17 protein-coding genes and 1 pseudogene are annotated in these 17,402 nt (G+C 43.4%); 4 read left to right on the top strand and 14 right to left on the bottom strand.

Going from position 1 to position 17,402, the window contains the following annotated elements; all coding sequences use genetic code 11:
- Window positions 1-9 precede the first annotated feature (9 nt).
- The 4 genes from DESLBE_RS19840 to DESLBE_RS19825 all read right to left on the bottom strand — a co-directional run bounded on the left by DESLBE_RS19840 (window position 10) and on the right by DESLBE_RS19825 (window position 5,463).
- Complete coding sequence (locus tag DESLBE_RS19840) at window positions 10-483, bottom strand: hypothetical protein (protein ID WP_243131356.1); 474 nt, start codon at window positions 481-483, stop codon at window positions 10-12.
- A 363-nt stretch (window positions 484-846) separates the two neighbouring features.
- On the bottom strand, window positions 847-1,434 hold the full coding sequence (locus tag DESLBE_RS19835; RefSeq protein ID WP_144678031.1) for an HD domain-containing protein: 588 nt from the start codon (window positions 1,432-1,434) through the stop codon (window positions 847-849).
- A gap of 71 nt (window positions 1,435-1,505) precedes the next feature.
- Window positions 1,506-3,380: an ATP-dependent helicase gene (locus DESLBE_RS19830; protein WP_144678030.1), complete on the bottom strand. Its 1,875-nt coding sequence runs from the start codon at window positions 3,378-3,380 to the stop codon at window positions 1,506-1,508.
- A gap of 16 nt (window positions 3,381-3,396) precedes the next feature.
- On the bottom strand, window positions 3,397-5,463 hold the full coding sequence (locus tag DESLBE_RS19825; RefSeq protein ID WP_144678029.1) for an AAA family ATPase: 2,067 nt from the start codon (window positions 5,461-5,463) through the stop codon (window positions 3,397-3,399).
- 124 nt (window positions 5,464-5,587) lie between these two features.
- Here DESLBE_RS19825 and DESLBE_RS19820 point away from each other — a divergent pair, with 124 nt between their 5' ends.
- The 4 genes from DESLBE_RS19820 to DESLBE_RS19805 all read left to right on the top strand — a co-directional run bounded on the left by DESLBE_RS19820 (window position 5,588) and on the right by DESLBE_RS19805 (window position 10,174).
- Window positions 5,588-5,980 (top strand): hypothetical protein, encoded by a 393-nt coding sequence (locus DESLBE_RS19820; protein WP_144678028.1) that lies wholly within the window; start codon window positions 5,588-5,590, stop codon window positions 5,978-5,980.
- Between the two features lie 341 nt (window positions 5,981-6,321).
- Window positions 6,322-7,491 carry an ABC-three component system protein gene (locus DESLBE_RS19815; protein WP_144678027.1) on the top strand — a complete coding sequence of 390 codons (1,170 nt, stop codon included), beginning with the start codon at window positions 6,322-6,324 and terminating at the stop codon, window positions 7,489-7,491.
- Window positions 7,488-8,000, top strand: coding sequence for a three component ABC system middle component (locus DESLBE_RS19810; protein WP_144678026.1), 513 nt, complete (start codon window positions 7,488-7,490; stop codon window positions 7,998-8,000). Before DESLBE_RS19815 ends, DESLBE_RS19810 begins: the two co-directional genes overlap by 4 nt.
- A complete protein-coding gene (locus DESLBE_RS19805; protein WP_144678025.1) occupies window positions 7,997-10,174 on the top strand; it encodes a DUF3732 domain-containing protein in 2,178 nt (725 codons plus the stop codon). The genes DESLBE_RS19810 and DESLBE_RS19805 overlap by 4 nt, the downstream gene beginning before the upstream one ends.
- A gap of 134 nt (window positions 10,175-10,308) precedes the next feature.
- Here the strand turns inward: DESLBE_RS19805 and DESLBE_RS19800 are convergent.
- The 10 genes and pseudogenes from DESLBE_RS19800 to DESLBE_RS19765 form a co-directional block, all read right to left on the bottom strand.
- Window positions 10,309-10,416, bottom strand: a pseudogene (locus tag DESLBE_RS19800) (transposase); the annotation flags it as partial.
- A gap of 109 nt (window positions 10,417-10,525) precedes the next feature.
- Window positions 10,526-11,101, bottom strand: coding sequence for a hypothetical protein (locus DESLBE_RS19795; protein WP_144678024.1), 576 nt, complete (start codon window positions 11,099-11,101; stop codon window positions 10,526-10,528).
- A gap of 15 nt (window positions 11,102-11,116) precedes the next feature.
- Entirely contained in the window at window positions 11,117-11,605 is a 489-nt protein-coding gene (locus tag DESLBE_RS19790) for a DUF4314 domain-containing protein (protein ID WP_243131355.1), read from the bottom strand.
- 69 nt (window positions 11,606-11,674) lie between these two features.
- Window positions 11,675-13,327 carry a recombinase family protein gene (locus DESLBE_RS19785; protein WP_144678697.1) on the bottom strand — a complete coding sequence of 551 codons (1,653 nt, stop codon included), beginning with the start codon at window positions 13,325-13,327 and terminating at the stop codon, window positions 11,675-11,677.
- Window positions 13,308-13,481: a hypothetical protein gene (locus DESLBE_RS26660; protein WP_172625462.1), complete on the bottom strand. Its 174-nt coding sequence runs from the start codon at window positions 13,479-13,481 to the stop codon at window positions 13,308-13,310. Before DESLBE_RS26660 ends, DESLBE_RS19785 begins: the two co-directional genes overlap by 20 nt.
- A gap of 19 nt (window positions 13,482-13,500) precedes the next feature.
- Window positions 13,501-14,400, bottom strand: a complete 900-nt coding sequence (locus DESLBE_RS19780; RefSeq protein WP_144678022.1) for a recombinase family protein — start codon at window positions 14,398-14,400, stop codon at window positions 13,501-13,503.
- Window positions 14,369-16,000 carry a recombinase family protein gene (locus DESLBE_RS19775; protein WP_144678021.1) on the bottom strand — a complete coding sequence of 544 codons (1,632 nt, stop codon included), beginning with the start codon at window positions 15,998-16,000 and terminating at the stop codon, window positions 14,369-14,371. The genes DESLBE_RS19780 and DESLBE_RS19775 overlap by 32 nt, the downstream gene beginning before the upstream one ends.
- Window positions 16,001-16,087: 87 nt before the next feature.
- A complete protein-coding gene (locus DESLBE_RS26655) occupies window positions 16,088-16,249 on the bottom strand; it encodes an SHOCT domain-containing protein (RefSeq protein WP_172625461.1) in 162 nt (53 codons plus the stop codon).
- Entirely contained in the window at window positions 16,224-16,712 is a 489-nt protein-coding gene (locus tag DESLBE_RS19770) for a recombinase family protein (protein ID WP_243131353.1), read from the bottom strand. Before DESLBE_RS19770 ends, DESLBE_RS26655 begins: the two co-directional genes overlap by 26 nt.
- Window positions 16,709-16,960, bottom strand: a complete 252-nt coding sequence (locus tag DESLBE_RS19765; protein WP_144678020.1) for a hypothetical protein — start codon at window positions 16,958-16,960, stop codon at window positions 16,709-16,711. Before DESLBE_RS19765 ends, DESLBE_RS19770 begins: the two co-directional genes overlap by 4 nt.
- Window positions 16,961-17,402: the final 442 nt, after the last annotated feature.

Below are 17,402 nucleotides of genomic sequence, written 5' to 3'. Positions count from 1 at the left end.
CCTGTATGCTTACATTATCAGTGCCTTTACCCCACTACGGAAACGACCTGGATGAGATAAAGCCTTTTCAACCTCAGGCTTTCCTGCGCTTAAACGTTCGCCGACAATATAATGACCGCCTGCTTGTTGTAATGTCCGCAGATTAACTTCAGAAGAGAAACCGCGATCGGCCACTGTTATAACTCGGCCAAGTTTCCATCCCACAAGCTCTCGTTTAATCTCAGGGATAACCGACATATCGGAAGTATTCCCCGGCCATGACCAACAGCGGATGGGATTTCCATCCCGTGTAACGGCCAATCCAATCACAATTTGAGGAAGATCTGGACGGCTATCCTTCGAGTGGTCTTGCAGCTTAAACTCTTCGTCATCCCACTCATCCATTTCGAAATAGGTTGACGTGAAGAGAAGATCGACTTCTAAATTGAATAGATCTGCAACCGCGTTGAAAATTTCACGCTGAAGCTCTTCTTCAGATTCCAAAAGAAAATCCTAGCACGATAGCAATGCTGGACATCAAGTTCACTCAGTCCCGGAATCGCTACTCTCCTGGTAATCCATTCTTCGAGTCCTAATTTATATCCCGATTATGAAATTCTCCAAATGGTATTCCATCTATGAAAGATATAAGTGTAAATATCTTCTCGAACGAGAGATACTCCCCTCCATTTTCTCCCACAAAATTTGATGATAAAACAATCTTATTTCCCTCCAATGCGGAGTAATATATGACAGAGGAAATATTATTTTAACGTAAACCTATCCCAAGCAATAGGGTGGCATCCATATCAAATTTTGCTATGAAGAAAAGATACTAAGGCCTATGCCAAGCGAAAAAATGCGCTTTTAATTACTTTTAGACTCAAGAAAGTAAGTGGCCTCCATATCAGCTGTAGATAATGCGAATGCCAAAGGAAACATTTTGAATGTATCCCCAATACTTCGCTTATCCTCAGTCCCTGAAAAACCCATATGATATCTAATTGCAAAAGCCTCTTCCCTTGTTAGTTTCATGAAACCTGAAATTATATAGACAGATTTCTCACCATGCCCATATGGTAAATTGTCTTCATATTCATATGTTGCAACCGACTTCCATACCCCGTTTTCGTCTTTTACATTTCTAGTCCCCGGCTTATAACAATTAATTTTACAAATATCATGTAATAGTGCAACTATAGCAATGCTCTCATCATCATAGCGCATATTGTATTTATCTTTAGTCCGTTCTCTCGATAAATAATCCGTCAAACAACTGTACACATTAAGACTATGCTCGACAAGACCACCTTTATAAGAGCCATGATATCTAGTACTAGCCGGTGACACGAAAAAATCGCTTGATTTAGATAATAAGTATTCTAGTAACTTTTCTGAACCATCGCGTTTTATATATCTATTATAAATATCAATAAATTCATCTTTATGATTCAATGTCAGCACTCTTCCCTTTATCTTAATTAATTACTAAATTGTACATCTTTTCTCAACCATTGTTCTTTAAATTACATACTCTGTAGTTCTATTACATCAACTATTTTTGACTTCTCTAATAATTCATAGAACTCGTTTATAACTATATGAGTTTGAACATCGTTAAATCCAACTTTTCTATCCTCGCTAAACGTAAAATTAACATTTCTTTTCGCTCTAGAGAGTGCAACAAAAAAGGCACATCTATCTTCCATCGGTTGGTTTCTGAAGTTCCAAAAGGCACTATCCTCTAATCCTATAAAATAGATGGTATCATACTCTAGCCCTTTGCTCTTATGTATAGTCATTATAGGGATAGAATGTATTCCCTCAAAGTTTTCCAATGCAATTTCCCACTTATGATTTGCCCCTTCATATTCATTCCATAATAAACTTATCAGTTTTTTCTTCGTCTTTTCAAAATAGGCTCCTTGAGCGTAAGCGGGGTACATAGACTTAATAATATCAACATTGAAGAAGTCCAATATGCTATCAATTATATCTATAAATAATTTATCTTCTTCACATTGAAGCAAGTCTTTTTTATGGCCTTTTAATATAGCTGTCAACTCAGTTTGTTTATCAATAAGATAATCAAAATTACAACTTATTTGTCCTGAATATGCTTTGTTAAGGTAATTTGTTATTACCTCCCAGCTGTCGGGGTTTTTCTTTTTAACTATTAAATATAGTGAATTGATGATAAGTAACGAAATTGGCTCTTTCAACAGATCCTGATATTCAGTCTCGACTCTCGCCCTAATGCCATTTTCAGCTAATGTTTTAATCAGATCCACAGTGTATTTTTCGGGTTGTTGCTTTGTAAGAATGCAAATATCTTTTAATTCAACCCCTTGGGTATACAAATTAATAATATCTGCAGCAATATTTTTAGCTTCTGTAACTGTGTTGTCAAATTTAAAAAGCCTTACTTCACCCTCATCTTGCTTCCACTTATCCGAGCAATATATTTCCTTAGGATCATCTTGTAAAGATGCATACATCATTCTTTGCAATTCGACAAGTTTTGGAGCAGATCTATGGTTCATCAATAAAGTTTTGTCTATTGATGAAAAATCTGAACGATAATCGTTAAAGGCTGTTTCCAACGCGCCCGCCCATACCATGATTCTTTGCTTATTGTCGCCAACTGCAGTAATATTTGTATTTGTATTCATAAAGCAGGTTTTTACTAATTCATATTGAATTTCCGTTGTGTCTTGAAATTCATCTAAAAAAACATGGGAATAGGTTAATAATATTGAATATTTCAAGGTCGGATTAGTTTTAATTATATATTCAGTTAACCTTGAGACCATTTGAAATGTTAGACATGGTCTAATATCAGCATCACCCTTTATTAATAAGAGCCAAACTTTTTCTCTCATTGTATTACTTGTTATTGGTAACGTTACCGCTGCAAGTTGATTGTGAAAATAAGACTTCAGTTTACTGGGCGACAGTCTCTTCCTGTTTACAAATCCAGCTTTTTCAAATGCTAATTGTATATGTATATCTGCATCTTCGCCGATTAAATAATTTGGTTTTGGGCGGTATTTTTCTGGCAATCCCTTTCTGAAACGATCTAATAATCCTTTAGCAAAGGCATCGTATGTCATGGAAATAAATCGTTCAGATGTTTCTTTTGCACGTTTTTCTACTCTCTTCTTTAAGTTATCGGCGGCATCTGTCTTAAGGCTTATTGCAAGAATTTTTCTCGGGTTAATACATTTATCTGTTTGCAATAAATAACATGCCTTTTGAGCTAATAGTTCAGTCTTTCCGGCTCCAGGTCCGGCAGTAACCAGTACATTATTATTTTCTCGAACCGCGCTCAATGCACTTTCTTCCAATTTCATTCCATCAATCGGCTTCCATTCTGTATCCCTAACTATCTTATTGGTCATGCCAAAACTCCTATACTTATTCAGCAGTTACCAGAAATTCTTCGATTTTTGATATCATTCTTTTTAGGACATCAGGTGCATTATCTTTTAAATTTGCATCATTTATTTTTGATAGAGCAAGAATATGTGTGCTAGGCTTTCCTCTATTCAAGAAAAAATAATTGTACCAAACCATCAACCGCTTTTGAGCATCACTATATGTAAAACCATCGCCACCATTCTCTTTTAATGTACAATGCACATCATTTAAAACTCTAGCTATATAATCTTTATCCAATGGATCGTTAACTTCAATATAAGAAATCTTGTTTTCTCCCTTTTTTTTGCCCTGAATATAAGGACCTTCACTCTCTTCTAAAATATCCTTGTAGCAATCACCGAAGTTCTCAAGCATCATAAAATCAAGATCTAATGGCGAAGAAAAAAAGACATTATAATACTCCAAATAATTAACCCATCCTTTAAGGATTTTATTATCTTTTTCTAAATCCCATGTATGCATTTTTTCGAACTCATCCTTAGAAAGAATACCATTTTCTACTTTTAGTAAATCTTTTCTCGGCACCCCAATCTCTAAAAGCTGAGACAGAACATATTTTACTCTGCCCCAACCACCTCCAACTCGTTCCGTATCCAGATCTAGTAATGTAACAAACGGAATCTCTAAATCATTCAATAACCGCCAAAAGTGATTTACGTGCCTTCCTCCAAGAGGAACGACAGAAATACCACTGCTGTCAATATTTCTACCACATAGTTCCAGCAATTTAGGAATCAGTATTTCTTCACTATCTCCTTCACCCAAAACTACAAGCTTTGCAAAGTAGAGTTCTGGATAAGCTTGTACGGCTTCTTTTACATATTTATACTTATCCTCATGTTTTTCTTTTGATGGGAAACTTATCGTCTTAACTTTAGTTGATAGATCATCGATACTCATTCTTAAATATCTGATGTTTTCGGGATCTATCCTTTTAACTATAGCAGGAGAATGGGTCGCAATGATTGTTTGTGCATTTTCCCTTTTAGAAATATTTTTGAATTTATTGATTAGTTTGCCTACTAAATGGGGAGAGATATGATTTTCAGGTTCCTCAACCGCAACAATAGTCAGAACAGGTGGAGTGGTGTTAAACGACCGCTTTTCTTTTCCTTCCGCAACTTCTTTTCTAATTTCATTTTCCACTTCAAGCATGCTATCAACCATCGAGATATAAAACAGTGAGCGTAAGCCATCACCCATATCATCTATACCATATTTTCTTCCTGTAACAGATGGAGAAAACACTACTTCTGATTTTTTCAATATGGAATCCATATCAGTATTGTTGAATCTCATTTCTGCATTTGTATACCTATAATCAGCATCATAGTTCTTCCATTGAGTATGAATTGCATTTTTTAATATTGAGACACCTGATTCTTGAATAAAAGCCTCATTCAACTCTCCAACTTTTGTTTCAACAGATGTTTTAATCTCCTCACTCCAATTTATGCTTTCCATAATACGATACATCATGGTTCCTGAAACATTCCTTAACTGTTTAGATGGATCTCGTACAGCAGGAACATATACCATTCTGATCTTATCTAAGTCATGACGATTTGTACTCCGTTTGTTTTCTTCTTTTATTTCTTCATCCTCTGCACAGAGTATGTAATAGATTTTATTTTCTATTGAACCTTCAGCATTATTTCCTTTTTCCCAGGAAGCCTCAACCCTTACTCTCAAATATGGTGCACCACCCGGTTCTTCCACTACAAAATGTTCAAAGTATACAGGTACAACATATTTGCCTTCTTCTCCCTCAGTCTTTAACTCAGGGAAATTGAACACAGCTTCAATGTAAAGATTCTGCTCTTTCAGCTCATCAGGCTTAACGCCTTTTGGCAAGTAAAAATCACTTCTTTGAAAACTTCTATCGCCAGAGTTATCAGAAAATAATTTTAGTAAAGCCTGTAATGCCGCGGTTTTTCCTGAACTATTATTTCCGATTAAACTAGTCAATTCATCAAATTGGATGGTCTCTTCTTCATCACCGAAACAACGAAATCTACATATCTTTAGTTTGCTAATTTTCATGATTTTCTCCTTTATTACTTTCGTATAAGCCTAATTCATGTTCACATAGACATAATTATATCATAGATTCTGGTAAAACTTGTTGAACGTCAATGTATTTGACTAAGTTTTCAGAATATCATCATTGATTTCTCTGGCGAACAATGCCCACATAGTGTTCAGAATAATATTTCAGGGATCCTCTTGGCGCCTTCTGGCCGGTTATGGTGAAAACATCCGCGACGATATCCCGCCGTCCTGGGATCGGTATATACTCACCGAGTTTACCGAACTAATCGACTGCCTTCTGGAGGCCCGACGGCCTCGCGCAGCTTTCCAAGTCGTCGAGATGGATTTCAATGATATTAAGACATCCCGTCTCAAACGGCTACTCCGCGACACCGCCATTGTAAATGACGAACCGGCTGGCATTTCAAGCTTCGACGGCTACCACATTTCTGAGGCGTTGGATTCACCTGATGGCCGTGCAGGCGTCACCAGTGAAGAATTGGCCCAGCTTGAGTTCCTCCATCCATAGGGAAACGGGCTTCCTGAATTGCTCTTAGAAAGCCCGTTTCCCCTTATATTTTCTGGTCCAAATAGACTTGCACATTTCAACCTAAAGTTCTGCCGGAGATGATGGACTTATATAAGCTTTGCAATTGAAACGCTGAGCATTACTTTGAAGACAAGAGATCGCATAATTTGTCATTTATGGCGTTCTGCGGCTGCCGAGAAAACCGGTAATTTTTTGTTTGGGATGTTATATCCCCCATGTGTTCATTATATTGGAAATTTCGCTTACCAGGCAGGAAATATAAGTAAAATGTCGTATTTAAGTATATAGGACTTTTGATCTTCATTATTTGGAGGTAACCGATGAGTACCGATCATTCTGCTTCAAGTCAAGCTCTAGGATATGTGTATCAGTTTGATCGTGCAACGTATAGACTCTTCCAGTCTGGCGTTGATGTTGTCGAAATAGGAGTCGAAGATATAGATGATGTAAGTGTTCATCTTGATAACGGTGTGATCCTGGAACAGGACAAGTCTACAGTCAATTCAGGATCGCCACTCTCCGATCGAAGTGTTGCATTATGGAAGACTCTTCACATCTGGGCAGAGATGATTCTCGATGCACCATCGATTATAGATACTACAGAATTTCATCTCGCTACAAACGGTTCACTCTCAGCAAAATGTTTAGCGCGTCGGATCAATCGAGCAACAGATAAAGAATCCACAAAAGTTATTTGCAGAGAATTAAGGGATATGATTCCGAGCCTAAGGGAGGATCTAATTCCTTTCGGAAAGACACTAAGTATACTAAGTGACGAACAGCTATGTAATTTAATCATAAAGATTTCTGTTTTCGATAAGTTGAGCGCGAAGTTCGGGGGTAACATTGAAGAGCTTCAGGCTCTTAGGGTATTTGAGCCAGGCATGAAGGTTGGGCTTTTCGACCAAATGAACGGCTGGGTAAAACGTAAGATTAGAGAACTGGTTGAGACCGGCAAACAACCTCGAATAACCCGAGCTGATTTTGATAAAGAGTTGCAGGGTTTATTCAGAAAAGTGACAGTAGCTCGGTTGTCTGCAATCATTGAACCATTCGACATGGATGTTGACATCAGTCAATATGAATCGCATGGCTTTGTAAAACAGCTAGATTGGATTAGCGTGAATGAAGATGTAATAAGAGAAGCCATTTTAGACTTTTTACATGCACAAGATACGCGATTAAAATGGTCAGATAATAATGTGGTCTCCGAGACAGCACTTCAACAATACGAGAAGGACTTGAAAAAATGCTGGGAAACTGCAAGTAGGCGAGCTTATCGACAACACTTCCCTACAGACGAACTAAAAGGACAAGAATGTTTAGATCTAACCTTGGAACAGAACACATTTATTCATAATGAGATCATGCCAAAATCAATCTCCTGTGGTAATTTTCACACCTTGGCACACTTCATCGATGATCAGGACCCGGTTATAGGATGGCACCCTAACTTCAAAAGTTTTTCGAAAGGAAGCCCTAAGTCATGAGTGGAGCCCTTTTACGCGAGTATGAAATAATGCAGAATCCTGCTCTAGGGGCAAATGCACTCTGGGCATTTACTCAAGGGTTCATCTCCCATCCAGAAGAGGAACTTCAGCCTTTGACTTTGTGGCACTTAGTCAGTGTGCTTCCCTTGGTATTTCATGACACGAGTCGCAAAATGATTATAAAAAGAAAACAAACCTCTGGATTACGTTCTATTCTTGACCGCGATCCTGCGAGTTCAATAGCACAGAATGAGACCATATTTAATATTGATAACCGGTTGAAGGCAATGGAGAATAGAACATTCCGCTCCTTAAACTTAGCCATTGCTTGTAATCTTATTGCCCTTGAAGAGGGATATTTTACGTCGAATGTCCCCTACAAACTTCCTAAGCAGATATCCGATGAAACAAAGAATGTTTTAAAGGCAGCTTACAAGCTAGGAGTATGGGCAGGAAGTATGTCCTCTTTTGAATATCTGACAATACTAGGAGTGCAGCCGTTAAAATGAAATTTTCTATTTTAAAAATTATCATATGGTCTAAAAATTCAAATAAGGCTCCGCGTATTCTTGAGTTTAAACCAGGAGCAATAAACTATATAACAGGTTCGAGTCGAAGCGGGAAATCAGCAATTATTGAAATAATCGATTATTGTCTTGGATCGGGAGGTTGCTCCATTCCTAAGATCGGTCCAATTCGACGCACTTCATCGTGGTATGGGTTGTTGTTTAGTACGGTAGAGGGAGAGAAGCTATTTGCGCGTAGAGATCCTGGTGGGCAGAACTCCACCGATGATTACATGATCGCCGAAGGGGTAACAGTTTCGATTCCGGACGTTCCTGAGAAGAATGCTAACCGTGACAATGCCAAAGGTATCTTAGAAAGGCTGGCAAAAATACCTCAATCCAATTCCGACTTTAATGAAACAAGTAGTGGCTTTAAAGGAAGAGCATCAATCGCAGATATGACTGCCTTTATGTTTCAGCCACAACGGATAGTTGCTAACAATGAGACGATGTTCTTTGAAGCAGATGTTGAGGAGCACGCCAGAAAGTTACGCGAAGTCTTCCCATTGGTTTTAGGTGTAGTAGATGCTGAGACCTTGATAAAACAACATCGCCTGCAAGAGGTTAGACGCTTAATTGAGCGGAAACAAAGGCAGCTTGAAGCGTTAAAAATAAACATTGAGAACTTCTCAGGTGAAGTAAGAGGCAGATACGTAGCCGCGGCACAATATGGCTTAGTGTCATTTTTACAGGTAGATGGTATAAGTACACAGGTTTTATTTGAACGACTAAAGGATATCGTCGCTACATGGAAGAAAGATCCGACTTACTGGGATTCAGATGGTCAGCATATCAATATCGAAAGATTATCATGGTTACTTGAACGGGAAGCCGCCTTTTATTCAGAAATTACAACACTAAAGGTAAGGCTTACTCAATTAAGGGAGCTTTCCTTAGCACGGGCAACTTCGGAAATTAATATCTCTAGAAAACGCGATAGACTTTCCTCAACATCATGGCTTGTCGAACGACTTAGTTCTGATCATACTTGTCCACTCTGTGGAAACAACAATGATTCGCCCACCAAAGAGCTAAAAAAGCTGATTGAGTCCACTCAAAAAGTTGAAGCCCAATGGAAAGCAGTGGAACTTGTTCCGCCAATGTTGGATGCAGAAGAGGTGGCTCTTCAGAAGCAAATTACAGCTAAGGACTCTGAACTCCGCCAGGTTAGGTTGGAACGAGGGTATATTCAGCAAGAAACCGAAGAAATGCAGGCTACCAGAGAACAACGCGCAATGTTTATCGGAAGAACCGCAGAGTTCATTAGTCTGTACGAGTCACTTACAGATGAAGGGATATTTGCAGAAGAAATTGCAGCTTTGAAAGAAGAAGAGGAACAGTTGCTGAAAGAGGTCGACCTCGAAGCATTTGCTCAACGGAAAGAAACAGCCCTATTTAAGTTCTCAAGATTTGCTGGTCATTATGGGGAGATTTTGGATCTTGAAACAGGTGACGATCTAATCCAACTTGATACTAATAAGCTAACCATACGCGTCATTAACGATAAGGGCGGCACCGCATGGCTACGTGAAATTGGTAGTGGGGCTAACTGGCTAGGATATCATGTGACCACATTATTAGCTTTGCATGAACTTTTCATCAGCCAAGAAATCCCTTATGTGCCGAGCTTATTAGTTATTGATCAGCCGAGTCAAACTCACTTTCCTGATGATACTGAAGAGGATTCAGAGAATGAAGAATTACAGGCTGTAAACAAAGTTTTTCAAGCATTAACTTCAGGTATCAAAAGAACAAATGGAATTTTGCAGGTCATTGTAAGTGAACACGCAGGTCAGAGCGTTGCAAACGGCCTCGAGAATGTACACCTTGTTGAGAGATGGCGTAAAGGACGAAAGATGATACCGTGGCATTGGAGCGACGAGATGGATGCTAAAATGATCGGTAAAGACGCCCAATTTGCGGCGGAGGACTTATTAAAGTCACACATCGAACCGGCTTATAAAGCAACCGTTGGGGACGAGGCTGGCGAATTCTGTATCGAAAGTGCAATTTTTGATGAAGTAGGGGTTTCATTTAAGGCAACTGCACTATCTCTTGATAAAGGATCTATTATTTTTTCGGGGCATATTGACTTTGATTTGAATATTAACTTTTAGTTACCTGAAACCTAAAACCTCCAGTTAATGTTTAACTGGAGGCTTTGTCTTAGAATGAACCTGAATTAATACAAAAGCTGGGTTCACCCTTCAAGAGATAACAAAATCCGCGGAAGCATCCGCTTTCTTCGTTTCTAGATGGCCAACATTTTTAAATTCATACACGCAAATGTAAGCGTGACCTGCATCTTAACTCTTTTCAGTCCATGCAACTGGGTGTAGCGCATCCCATGCTTTTCTTTGAGGACATCTGGGCCATCCTTTTTTTCAAGTCATACCTTTTCGGACTCGGACGCAGCATAACCCCAGCCAGATGGTCGTTGCATCGTTTTTCTATCAACAGTTCCTTCCTCATTTCATAACGGGTCCATTCGGCTGCTCCGATTCCGGAATGCTTGCTTTGCCCTGCTCATCAGCCCGGGTGAGGCTATCTTCCATTTCCTGCTGCCCCCCATAGCACGCCCTAAGCAAGTCCGCTATCTTTTCCGGCACATTGTCAAAATCCACATGATGATCACGTTCCAGGGACACGGTGTACCAATAGTCATAAGGGATATAAACCGTGGACAAGTATTTGGCTTGGGCGGGGGTCTTTCTTTCCTGATCAATTACGCCCAGCGGCGTCAAAAAGAAAGTGCCCCAATGCTCTCCGGAGGATTCCAGGTCAAGGGTGACGATCCCCAGGCCGATATGTCCGGTGTTGCGCCCCTGTATCACCGCCGGAAGCTCAGCAAACTCATATCCCCCGACTTCCAGATAGTCTGTACCATAGACTTCGACAAACATATCATGCATCTGCTTCAGTATAGCTTTGGCATACTCATCCTTGGTGGAATTGCAGGACTGATCCAGTTTCCTCAGATCCACCGTCGGGAGCACAGTATTTAAGCGCTCAATATAGGTTACCTGCAAATCTTTTTTCTTCATTAGTAATGCATCCTCTCATTCCATGTTCAGGCCGAATTGTTCGACCTCATTTTCTGACTGATCCAGCCCTTTCACTTCGGTGAAATGCACATATTCCCCGATGATACTCAGCGCCTCCGCATAGCTGCCGGAGGCACTGGCTCTCCCGAACATCTCATTAGCCTCCTTTCCTAGTCCGGCTTCTTTCAAAGTCCGGGAAGCGATGCCCATCAGGTTGAATATATTGCCGTTGGCACCGATGAGCGGCGCATCCGGTTTCCGTTTCTGCCCTTGCCTCAGCTCCGGTCTTGAGATAACTGTAAAGTGATCCTCACCGGGAACGAGGGCCAGGGAACGGCCGTTGTCCCATTTCATATGAAGCTGACCGATATCATCCACAAGATCCACGGTACCCTGCAGTCCCGATGGCATATCCGCTTCTCCGGACATGGCTGCTAACCGGATGCGGGTTCCTTCGGGATATCGTTCTTTAAGCCGCCCCACTTTTTTAGAGTCACACATCATGTTCCATACCACCTTCTCCATGAATAAAACGGCAGGAACAGCTAGGGTCAGCCCTTCCTGCCGTTTGGATCAATCGAAATAAGACACCCGCTGCTTCATGACAATCCCGGACCTGAACTGGATTTCCAGCAGTTCATCATTGATGACCCTGATGTTCTGCAAAAGCCTGCGGACTAAGTCGTCATCAAACTCCCGCACCTCCCAGGTGGTCCTGTTCAGGTAGGCATCCATACCGACCACTCTCTGTTGAACGTTTTCCGCCTGCTTTCGTTCCCGGGCCAGCTCCAGCTTCTTCTGCTTGAGGTCCTTGATCTGCATCGCGATTCCCTGATACTGTTGGTCAAACTCTTCCGCGACCGAGCCCTTCCTGGCATTCTCCTCAATTAAGGCCAGCATCTGGCTCTGCAGTTTTTCAATCTCCCCGTCATATTGGGTGGGTACGTTTTTAGTGGAGTAACTGCCGATGACCCGGATCACATTTTCCCGAAAGGCCCCGACAAACTCACCGCGATTCTCCACCACACTGTTGATGGCGGTCATGACTGCACCTTGCAGGACCTCCTCTTTTAAGGTCGGAGAGTGCCTGCAGTGTTTGGTGCCGTTCTTCAGGCGGTTCTCGCAGCGCCACACGGCACTTTTCCGTCCGTATTTCGACCAGATTTGCCTGCGGTATGGCTGGCCGCACTCCTTGCAGACCATGATATCCGACAGGGCGTATATAGAGCTGTATTTGCTTTTCTCCTTCTCCTGCTTTGCCCTGCGGGCAGCGGTAGTTTTGTTTAGACCAGCCCGTCTGGCCTTTTCCTCCTGTACTCTGTAAAAAAGCTCTTTGGGGATGATGGCTTCATGATCATCCTCGATGTAATACTGTGGAACAATGCCGTTATTCTCGACCCGCTTTTTATTGAGGTAATCAATGGTATAGGTCTTTTGCTGGAGGACATCACCCATGTATTTTTCGTTGCTCAGCATCTTATAAATGACGCCGGAGCGCCATTTCTTTAAACCAGTGACGGTTCTGATCCCTTCCGACTCTAAAATCTTGCAGATTTTAGCAAGGCTTTTCCCTTCAAGATAAAGCCGGAAAATCCGCCGGACCAGCACCGCTTCCTCCGGCACAATGACCAGCTCGCCGTTTTTGTCCTTAGTGTAGCCTAAGAATTTATTATGGTTGATCGAGACGATGCCCTTTTCAAAGCGCCTGACCAGGCCCCAGCGGGTGTTTTCACTCAGGTTCCGGCTCTCTTCCTGAGCCTGGCTGCTTAAGATGGTGATCAGAAGCTCTCCACTGCCCTCCAGCGTATTGACACCCTCTTTTTCAAAGAAGACGGCGATGTTTTTCTCCTTGAGTTTGCGGATATTCTGCAGACTGTCCACGGTGTTTCGGGCGAAGCGGCTCACCGACTTGGTGATGACCATGTCGATTTTTCCGGCCAGACAGTCCCCAATCATAGCCTTGAAATCATCGCGCTTTTTGGTATTGGTTGCAGACTTTCCGTCATCGGCATAGATCCCGGCGAACTTCCAGTTGGGATTGCTTTTGATTTTTTCCGTATAGTATGAGATCTGGGCTTCGTAACTGGTTTCCTGCTGTTCCATAGTAGTGCTGACGCGGCAGTAGGCCGCAACCCGCAGAGCCTTAAACTGAGGCTTGATGCTCCGGTCATATTCCGGCTGGGGCGGTATCACGGAGATGTTCTTCTTAACTGCCGCCGTCTGCATCATGGTGTGCTCCTTTCCCGCCAATTTCGGGCCGTTCGTTAACATAACCCCTCTGAGCTTCAGGGCTTAATTGCTCAACTTTGCCGGTCCTGGCATAGCAGGCTATCCTTGAGGGCTGAGCCTTTTTTTCTGCTTCAGGCTTGCGCTTGTGCATGCTCTCATCCTTTCCTTGCTCAATATCCGGTTTCCATGGTTAAACCATTGATCCATTCAAACACCAGCCGCTGGCCGGTATAGACTGTGGCTTGCTTGACCGTTGCCCGAAACAGCTCCCGGTCAAATGCTCCGAGCAGCTGCCGGCCTGAAAACGCCTGTTTCAGCTTCCCGGTCTGATAATCCGTGTCATCAATCTGTGCTGTTTGATAGCAAGCCTGGGCCCGTTTAAAAAGAAGAGCCGGAAGCTCCGGGGACGAATACCGCCCTTCGGCTTCCAGCTCCTGAATGCGCTGGTTCAAGCGATGAAATTCACGGTTATAAAGGACAGGGGCTTTGGCTGGCTTGCGGTCAAGGATTTGCATACGGGTCAAAATGCGGTTGGCCACAGCCACAAACGCCTTTTCGATCTGTTCATCCGTGAGGAAACCGCAGCGGCAGCACACTCTGTCTTTGATGAGATACCGTTTGCATCTCCAGACGGACTTTTTGGCCTTACGACTGCTGCGTTCTTTGTACTTGCGGTAACCCTCTCCGCATTGTCCGCACCGGAGCATGCCGCTGAAAGTCTCTTGGTGATTGGTGCTGTTGGGGTGAATGCCTCTTCCCAGCTGTACACGGCGTTCTTTCCGGAGTTTCTGGACCTGTTCAAAGCATCCGCGCTCAATCAGCTGCGGGTAGAATTCATCTCCCAGATAGTTGACATTCTCCAGGACATTGCCCACAGACCCATGACTCCATGAGGGCTTGTTATTTCCATTCAAACATCCCCTTTCGGCCAGCTGTTTGGCAATCCGACGAGTGGATTTTCCGGCGAGATAATCGGCAAATATTGTTTTGACCACCGTGGCTTTGGGTTCATCAAACTGAATTTTTCCCTCCGCCAGCTTATAGCCGAACGGCATATTGCCTTGTATCATCTTGTGCTCCCTCCTTCCGACAGGATTCGGACAGCTCCAGCTGGTTGATAAGGCGGAAGGTGATTTGCCCGTTTTTCTGGATGATGACTTTATCTATGACCTGCAAAAATAAATCCTCACGGTATTTTTCAATCACGTGAGGATTTATTCTGATCAGCTCCAGCATCAATTCCGTCCCGGCGATTTCCCGGTCAAAGCCGTTATTATCCAGAAGCTGGTTTCTTTTCTTTTTCACTGCGGCAAGCTCGATGGCCAGAGCATTCTGCCGCTCGATTAAAACAGCGGGGTCCATATATCCTTTCGCGGCCAAGCGGCTGAGGATATGGACCTGCTCTGTCAGTTCCATGATGCGGTTATGGCATGCGCCGATTTCTTGTTCCTGCGCCTCATCGACCCGGAGCTTTTTAAGCATCTCCAGCAGCGGGATGAGGATCTTGTCAGAATTGGTTATGAGTTTATTCCACATCACGGTGAAAGCGCCTTGGATGGCATCTTCCCGGATCGCCTTCTGACCACATTGCTCGCCGTTCTTAATATGCCGGATACAACCCCATTGGATCGTTTCGTAAGGCTTGCCGACGTAAAGCTTCAGTCTATGGAAAATACCGCCGCATTCACCGCAGTGTATTTTGCTGCTGAAGGCATAGCGGTTCTGGCACTTCGCCGGATCATCCAAGCCCATCTGCTTGCGACGGTAAGCAAAGATGTCAATCACCGCATTGGCCGCCTCTTGAGGGATAATCGCCGCATGGTTATGCTCGATGAGGTACTGAGGCAACTGGCCCCGGTTTCTTTTGCGCTTAAAGGGAATCACTTCTGTGGTCAGGGTTTTCTGCTGAAGCAAATTTCCGGTATAAACCGGATTAATGAGAATCTCCTTGATCACTGCGGCCTGCCATGTTTCAGCCCCGCAGATGGTGGGGACGCCTTCTTCCGATAACTCTTTAGCGATTATGTGGGTCCCCTTGCCGTTCAGGTAGTCCCGGAAAATACGGCGGACCACGACAGCTTCTACCTCCTGAATGGTCAGTTCTCCATTTCCATTGTTGGTATAGCCGTAAGCCGGTGTACTGATGATATAGGTGCCGTCCTGAAAACGTTTGAGAATACCCCATTTGTTGTTGGTGGAGACGCTTTCGGCTTCCCCCTGGGCCAGCGAGCTTAAGATGGTCAGCATCTGTTCGCTTTTCTCTGACAAGCTGTTAATGTTTTCCTTTTCAAAAAAGACAGCAATGCCAAGTTCCTTTAATCTTCGGATCGCTTGGATGCTGTCTACGGTGTTTCGGGCGAAGCGGGTCACGGATTTCGTGATAATCATGTCGATCCGGCCCTTTTCGCAGTCCTTCATCATCCTTAAAAAGTCATCTCTTTTTTGCAGCTTCATTCCGCTTCTTGCTTCATCGGCATAGATCCCGGCGAATTCCCAGTCTTCCCGCCCTTTGATCAGGGGCTGATAATATTCCAACTGGGCGGTGAAAGAATTCTGCTGTTCCCAGGAGTCGCTGCTGACCCGGCAGTAGGCGCAAACCCGCTTTTTCGGCTGTAACTGCAGGGCAATCTGGTGCTGAACAGGCTCAATTTTCGTGATCTTCTTGGCCATGGCTTTCTCCTTCCCTTCTGGTTTGACCTTTTTTGACCTCTGTCAGCAACACACATTACCACACCATTTTCAGGATAGCTAGTGTTATTACGCATATACTTCGGCAAGTTCCGGTGTGAAGGTTTGCCGGTTCAAAGCGTCTATTTTCCGGTATTCAGCAAGGGTAATCAGGCCCTTGCTCAGCATGATATCCAGCAGTTTGAGTGCCACCTTGTATTTCACTTCATTGGCTTCCTGGGTCTTGGACACCCAACTCACCTCCCCTGAGCACAGCAAAAATCTTAAACGAGTCCGAATGGATTTGGCCCTCTAGCGGGGAGAAAACCTGGATGTTCAACCTCTCCAGCTCCCGGAGTAACCCAAGGGTTTTTCCGGGATACCGGCTTAGGCAGTCAATCTTTATGATCAGCAGTACCTCAAATTTGCCGTCCCTGGCAGCCTTCATCATCTCCAGCAGCCCGTTCTGGCTGCACTCCAGACTGCTTCCGGTATCCTGAGAAGATCCCACAACCTCCAGGTCCATCTGTCGGGCATAATCAAACAGGTCATCCCGCTGGCCTTTTAAACTGCCGCGGGTATCTTCCGGCGCATCAATTCGGCCATAGGTCCAGGCGCGTGTCCATTCCTTCATCACAATCTCCCCCATTTTTATTTTCTTACTTAATGGGAAAGCGGCAGGAGCACTCTCTCCTGCCGCTTCAGCTATTTTCATATTCCGTGCTTTCCGGTGACAGTTGTCGTTACAGCATCCAAGCTCACTTTCAGCAAACTGCTCTTCTTCCCCCGCCAGAAGAGCTTGGAAATCTGCTTCATCCGCGCACAGAATTTTCTCAGGCTCTTTTTCCCCATCTGCATGGGGATCAGGTCTTGCAGAATTTCCTGAAGCAGTGTCTGATCCGGGCAGCGGTTGATGATTGCTCCGAAGGTATTTAGAGTCAGACGATCGAGTCTGTCCGTCAAAATCATTTTATCCTCATCTTCCCCGTGGAGCATAATAAAGTTAGTGATGCTGGCCATGGTATTTTCAAAATAAAATGCCCTCAGATTTCAGTCATAGCCGTATACATAGCCAATAACCCGGTCTTCGTCTATAATCTCGTTCTGTCTTGACGTTTTCATTGCGATTCCTCCTTAGTTTCGGCCTTTAATCTCACATGGATGCGGCAGGAGAATTTCCTCTGCCGCGGCTATCTGAGATCAAAGGGATCTCCCTGCAGGCATTTCCAAAACAATTACCGCGCTTCAATACGCCTACTTTCCAAAACAGCATAAGAATCCCTAATCTTGGAGAGCGACAGTATAAACGGGCTGCCGATTCATCCCCCCCTTAGAAACTGCAACTCATCCAGGATCCGGCAATGAGTGATACCCCGGAACCTCCGAAAATAACCCATTGACCGCT

The organism is Desulfitobacterium sp. LBE, assembly GCF_007830365.1.
GTDB lineage: Bacteria > Bacillota > Desulfitobacteriia > Desulfitobacteriales > Desulfitobacteriaceae > Desulfitobacterium > Desulfitobacterium hafniense.
This window is presented reverse-complemented; position numbering and strand designations above follow the sequence as displayed.

Excerpts from the sequence above, each read along its gene's own strand:
- DESLBE_RS19770 (WP_243131353.1), bottom strand. The coding sequence starts at position 16,712 with ATGAAAATAGCTGAAGCGGCAGGAGAGAGTGCTCCTGCCGCTTTCCCA.
- DESLBE_RS19780 (WP_144678022.1), bottom strand. The coding sequence starts at position 14,400 with ATGATACAAGGCAATATGCCGTTCGGCTATAAGCTGGCGGAGGGAAAA.
- DESLBE_RS19830 (WP_144678030.1), bottom strand. The coding sequence starts at position 3,380 with ATGACCAATAAGATAGTTAGGGATACAGAATGGAAGCCGATTGATGGA.
- DESLBE_RS19795 (WP_144678024.1), bottom strand. The coding sequence starts at position 11,101 with ATGAAGAAAAAAGATTTGCAGGTAACCTATATTGAGCGCTTAAATACT.
- DESLBE_RS19790 (WP_243131355.1), bottom strand. The coding sequence starts at position 11,605 with ATGATGTGTGACTCTAAAAAAGTGGGGCGGCTTAAAGAACGATATCCC.
- DESLBE_RS19785 (WP_144678697.1), bottom strand. The coding sequence starts at position 13,327 with ATGCAGACGGCGGCAGTTAAGAAGAACATCTCCGTGATACCGCCCCAG.
- DESLBE_RS19815 (WP_144678027.1), top strand. The coding sequence starts at position 6,322 with ATGAGTACCGATCATTCTGCTTCAAGTCAAGCTCTAGGATATGTGTAT.
- DESLBE_RS26660 (WP_172625462.1), bottom strand. The coding sequence starts at position 13,481 with ATGCACAAGCGCAAGCCTGAAGCAGAAAAAAAGGCTCAGCCCTCAAGG.
- DESLBE_RS19775 (WP_144678021.1), bottom strand. The coding sequence starts at position 16,000 with ATGGCCAAGAAGATCACGAAAATTGAGCCTGTTCAGCACCAGATTGCC.
- DESLBE_RS19825 (WP_144678029.1), bottom strand. The coding sequence starts at position 5,463 with ATGAAAATTAGCAAACTAAAGATATGTAGATTTCGTTGTTTCGGTGAT.
- DESLBE_RS19805 (WP_144678025.1), top strand. The coding sequence starts at position 7,997 with ATGAAATTTTCTATTTTAAAAATTATCATATGGTCTAAAAATTCAAAT.
- DESLBE_RS19810 (WP_144678026.1), top strand. The coding sequence starts at position 7,488 with ATGAGTGGAGCCCTTTTACGCGAGTATGAAATAATGCAGAATCCTGCT.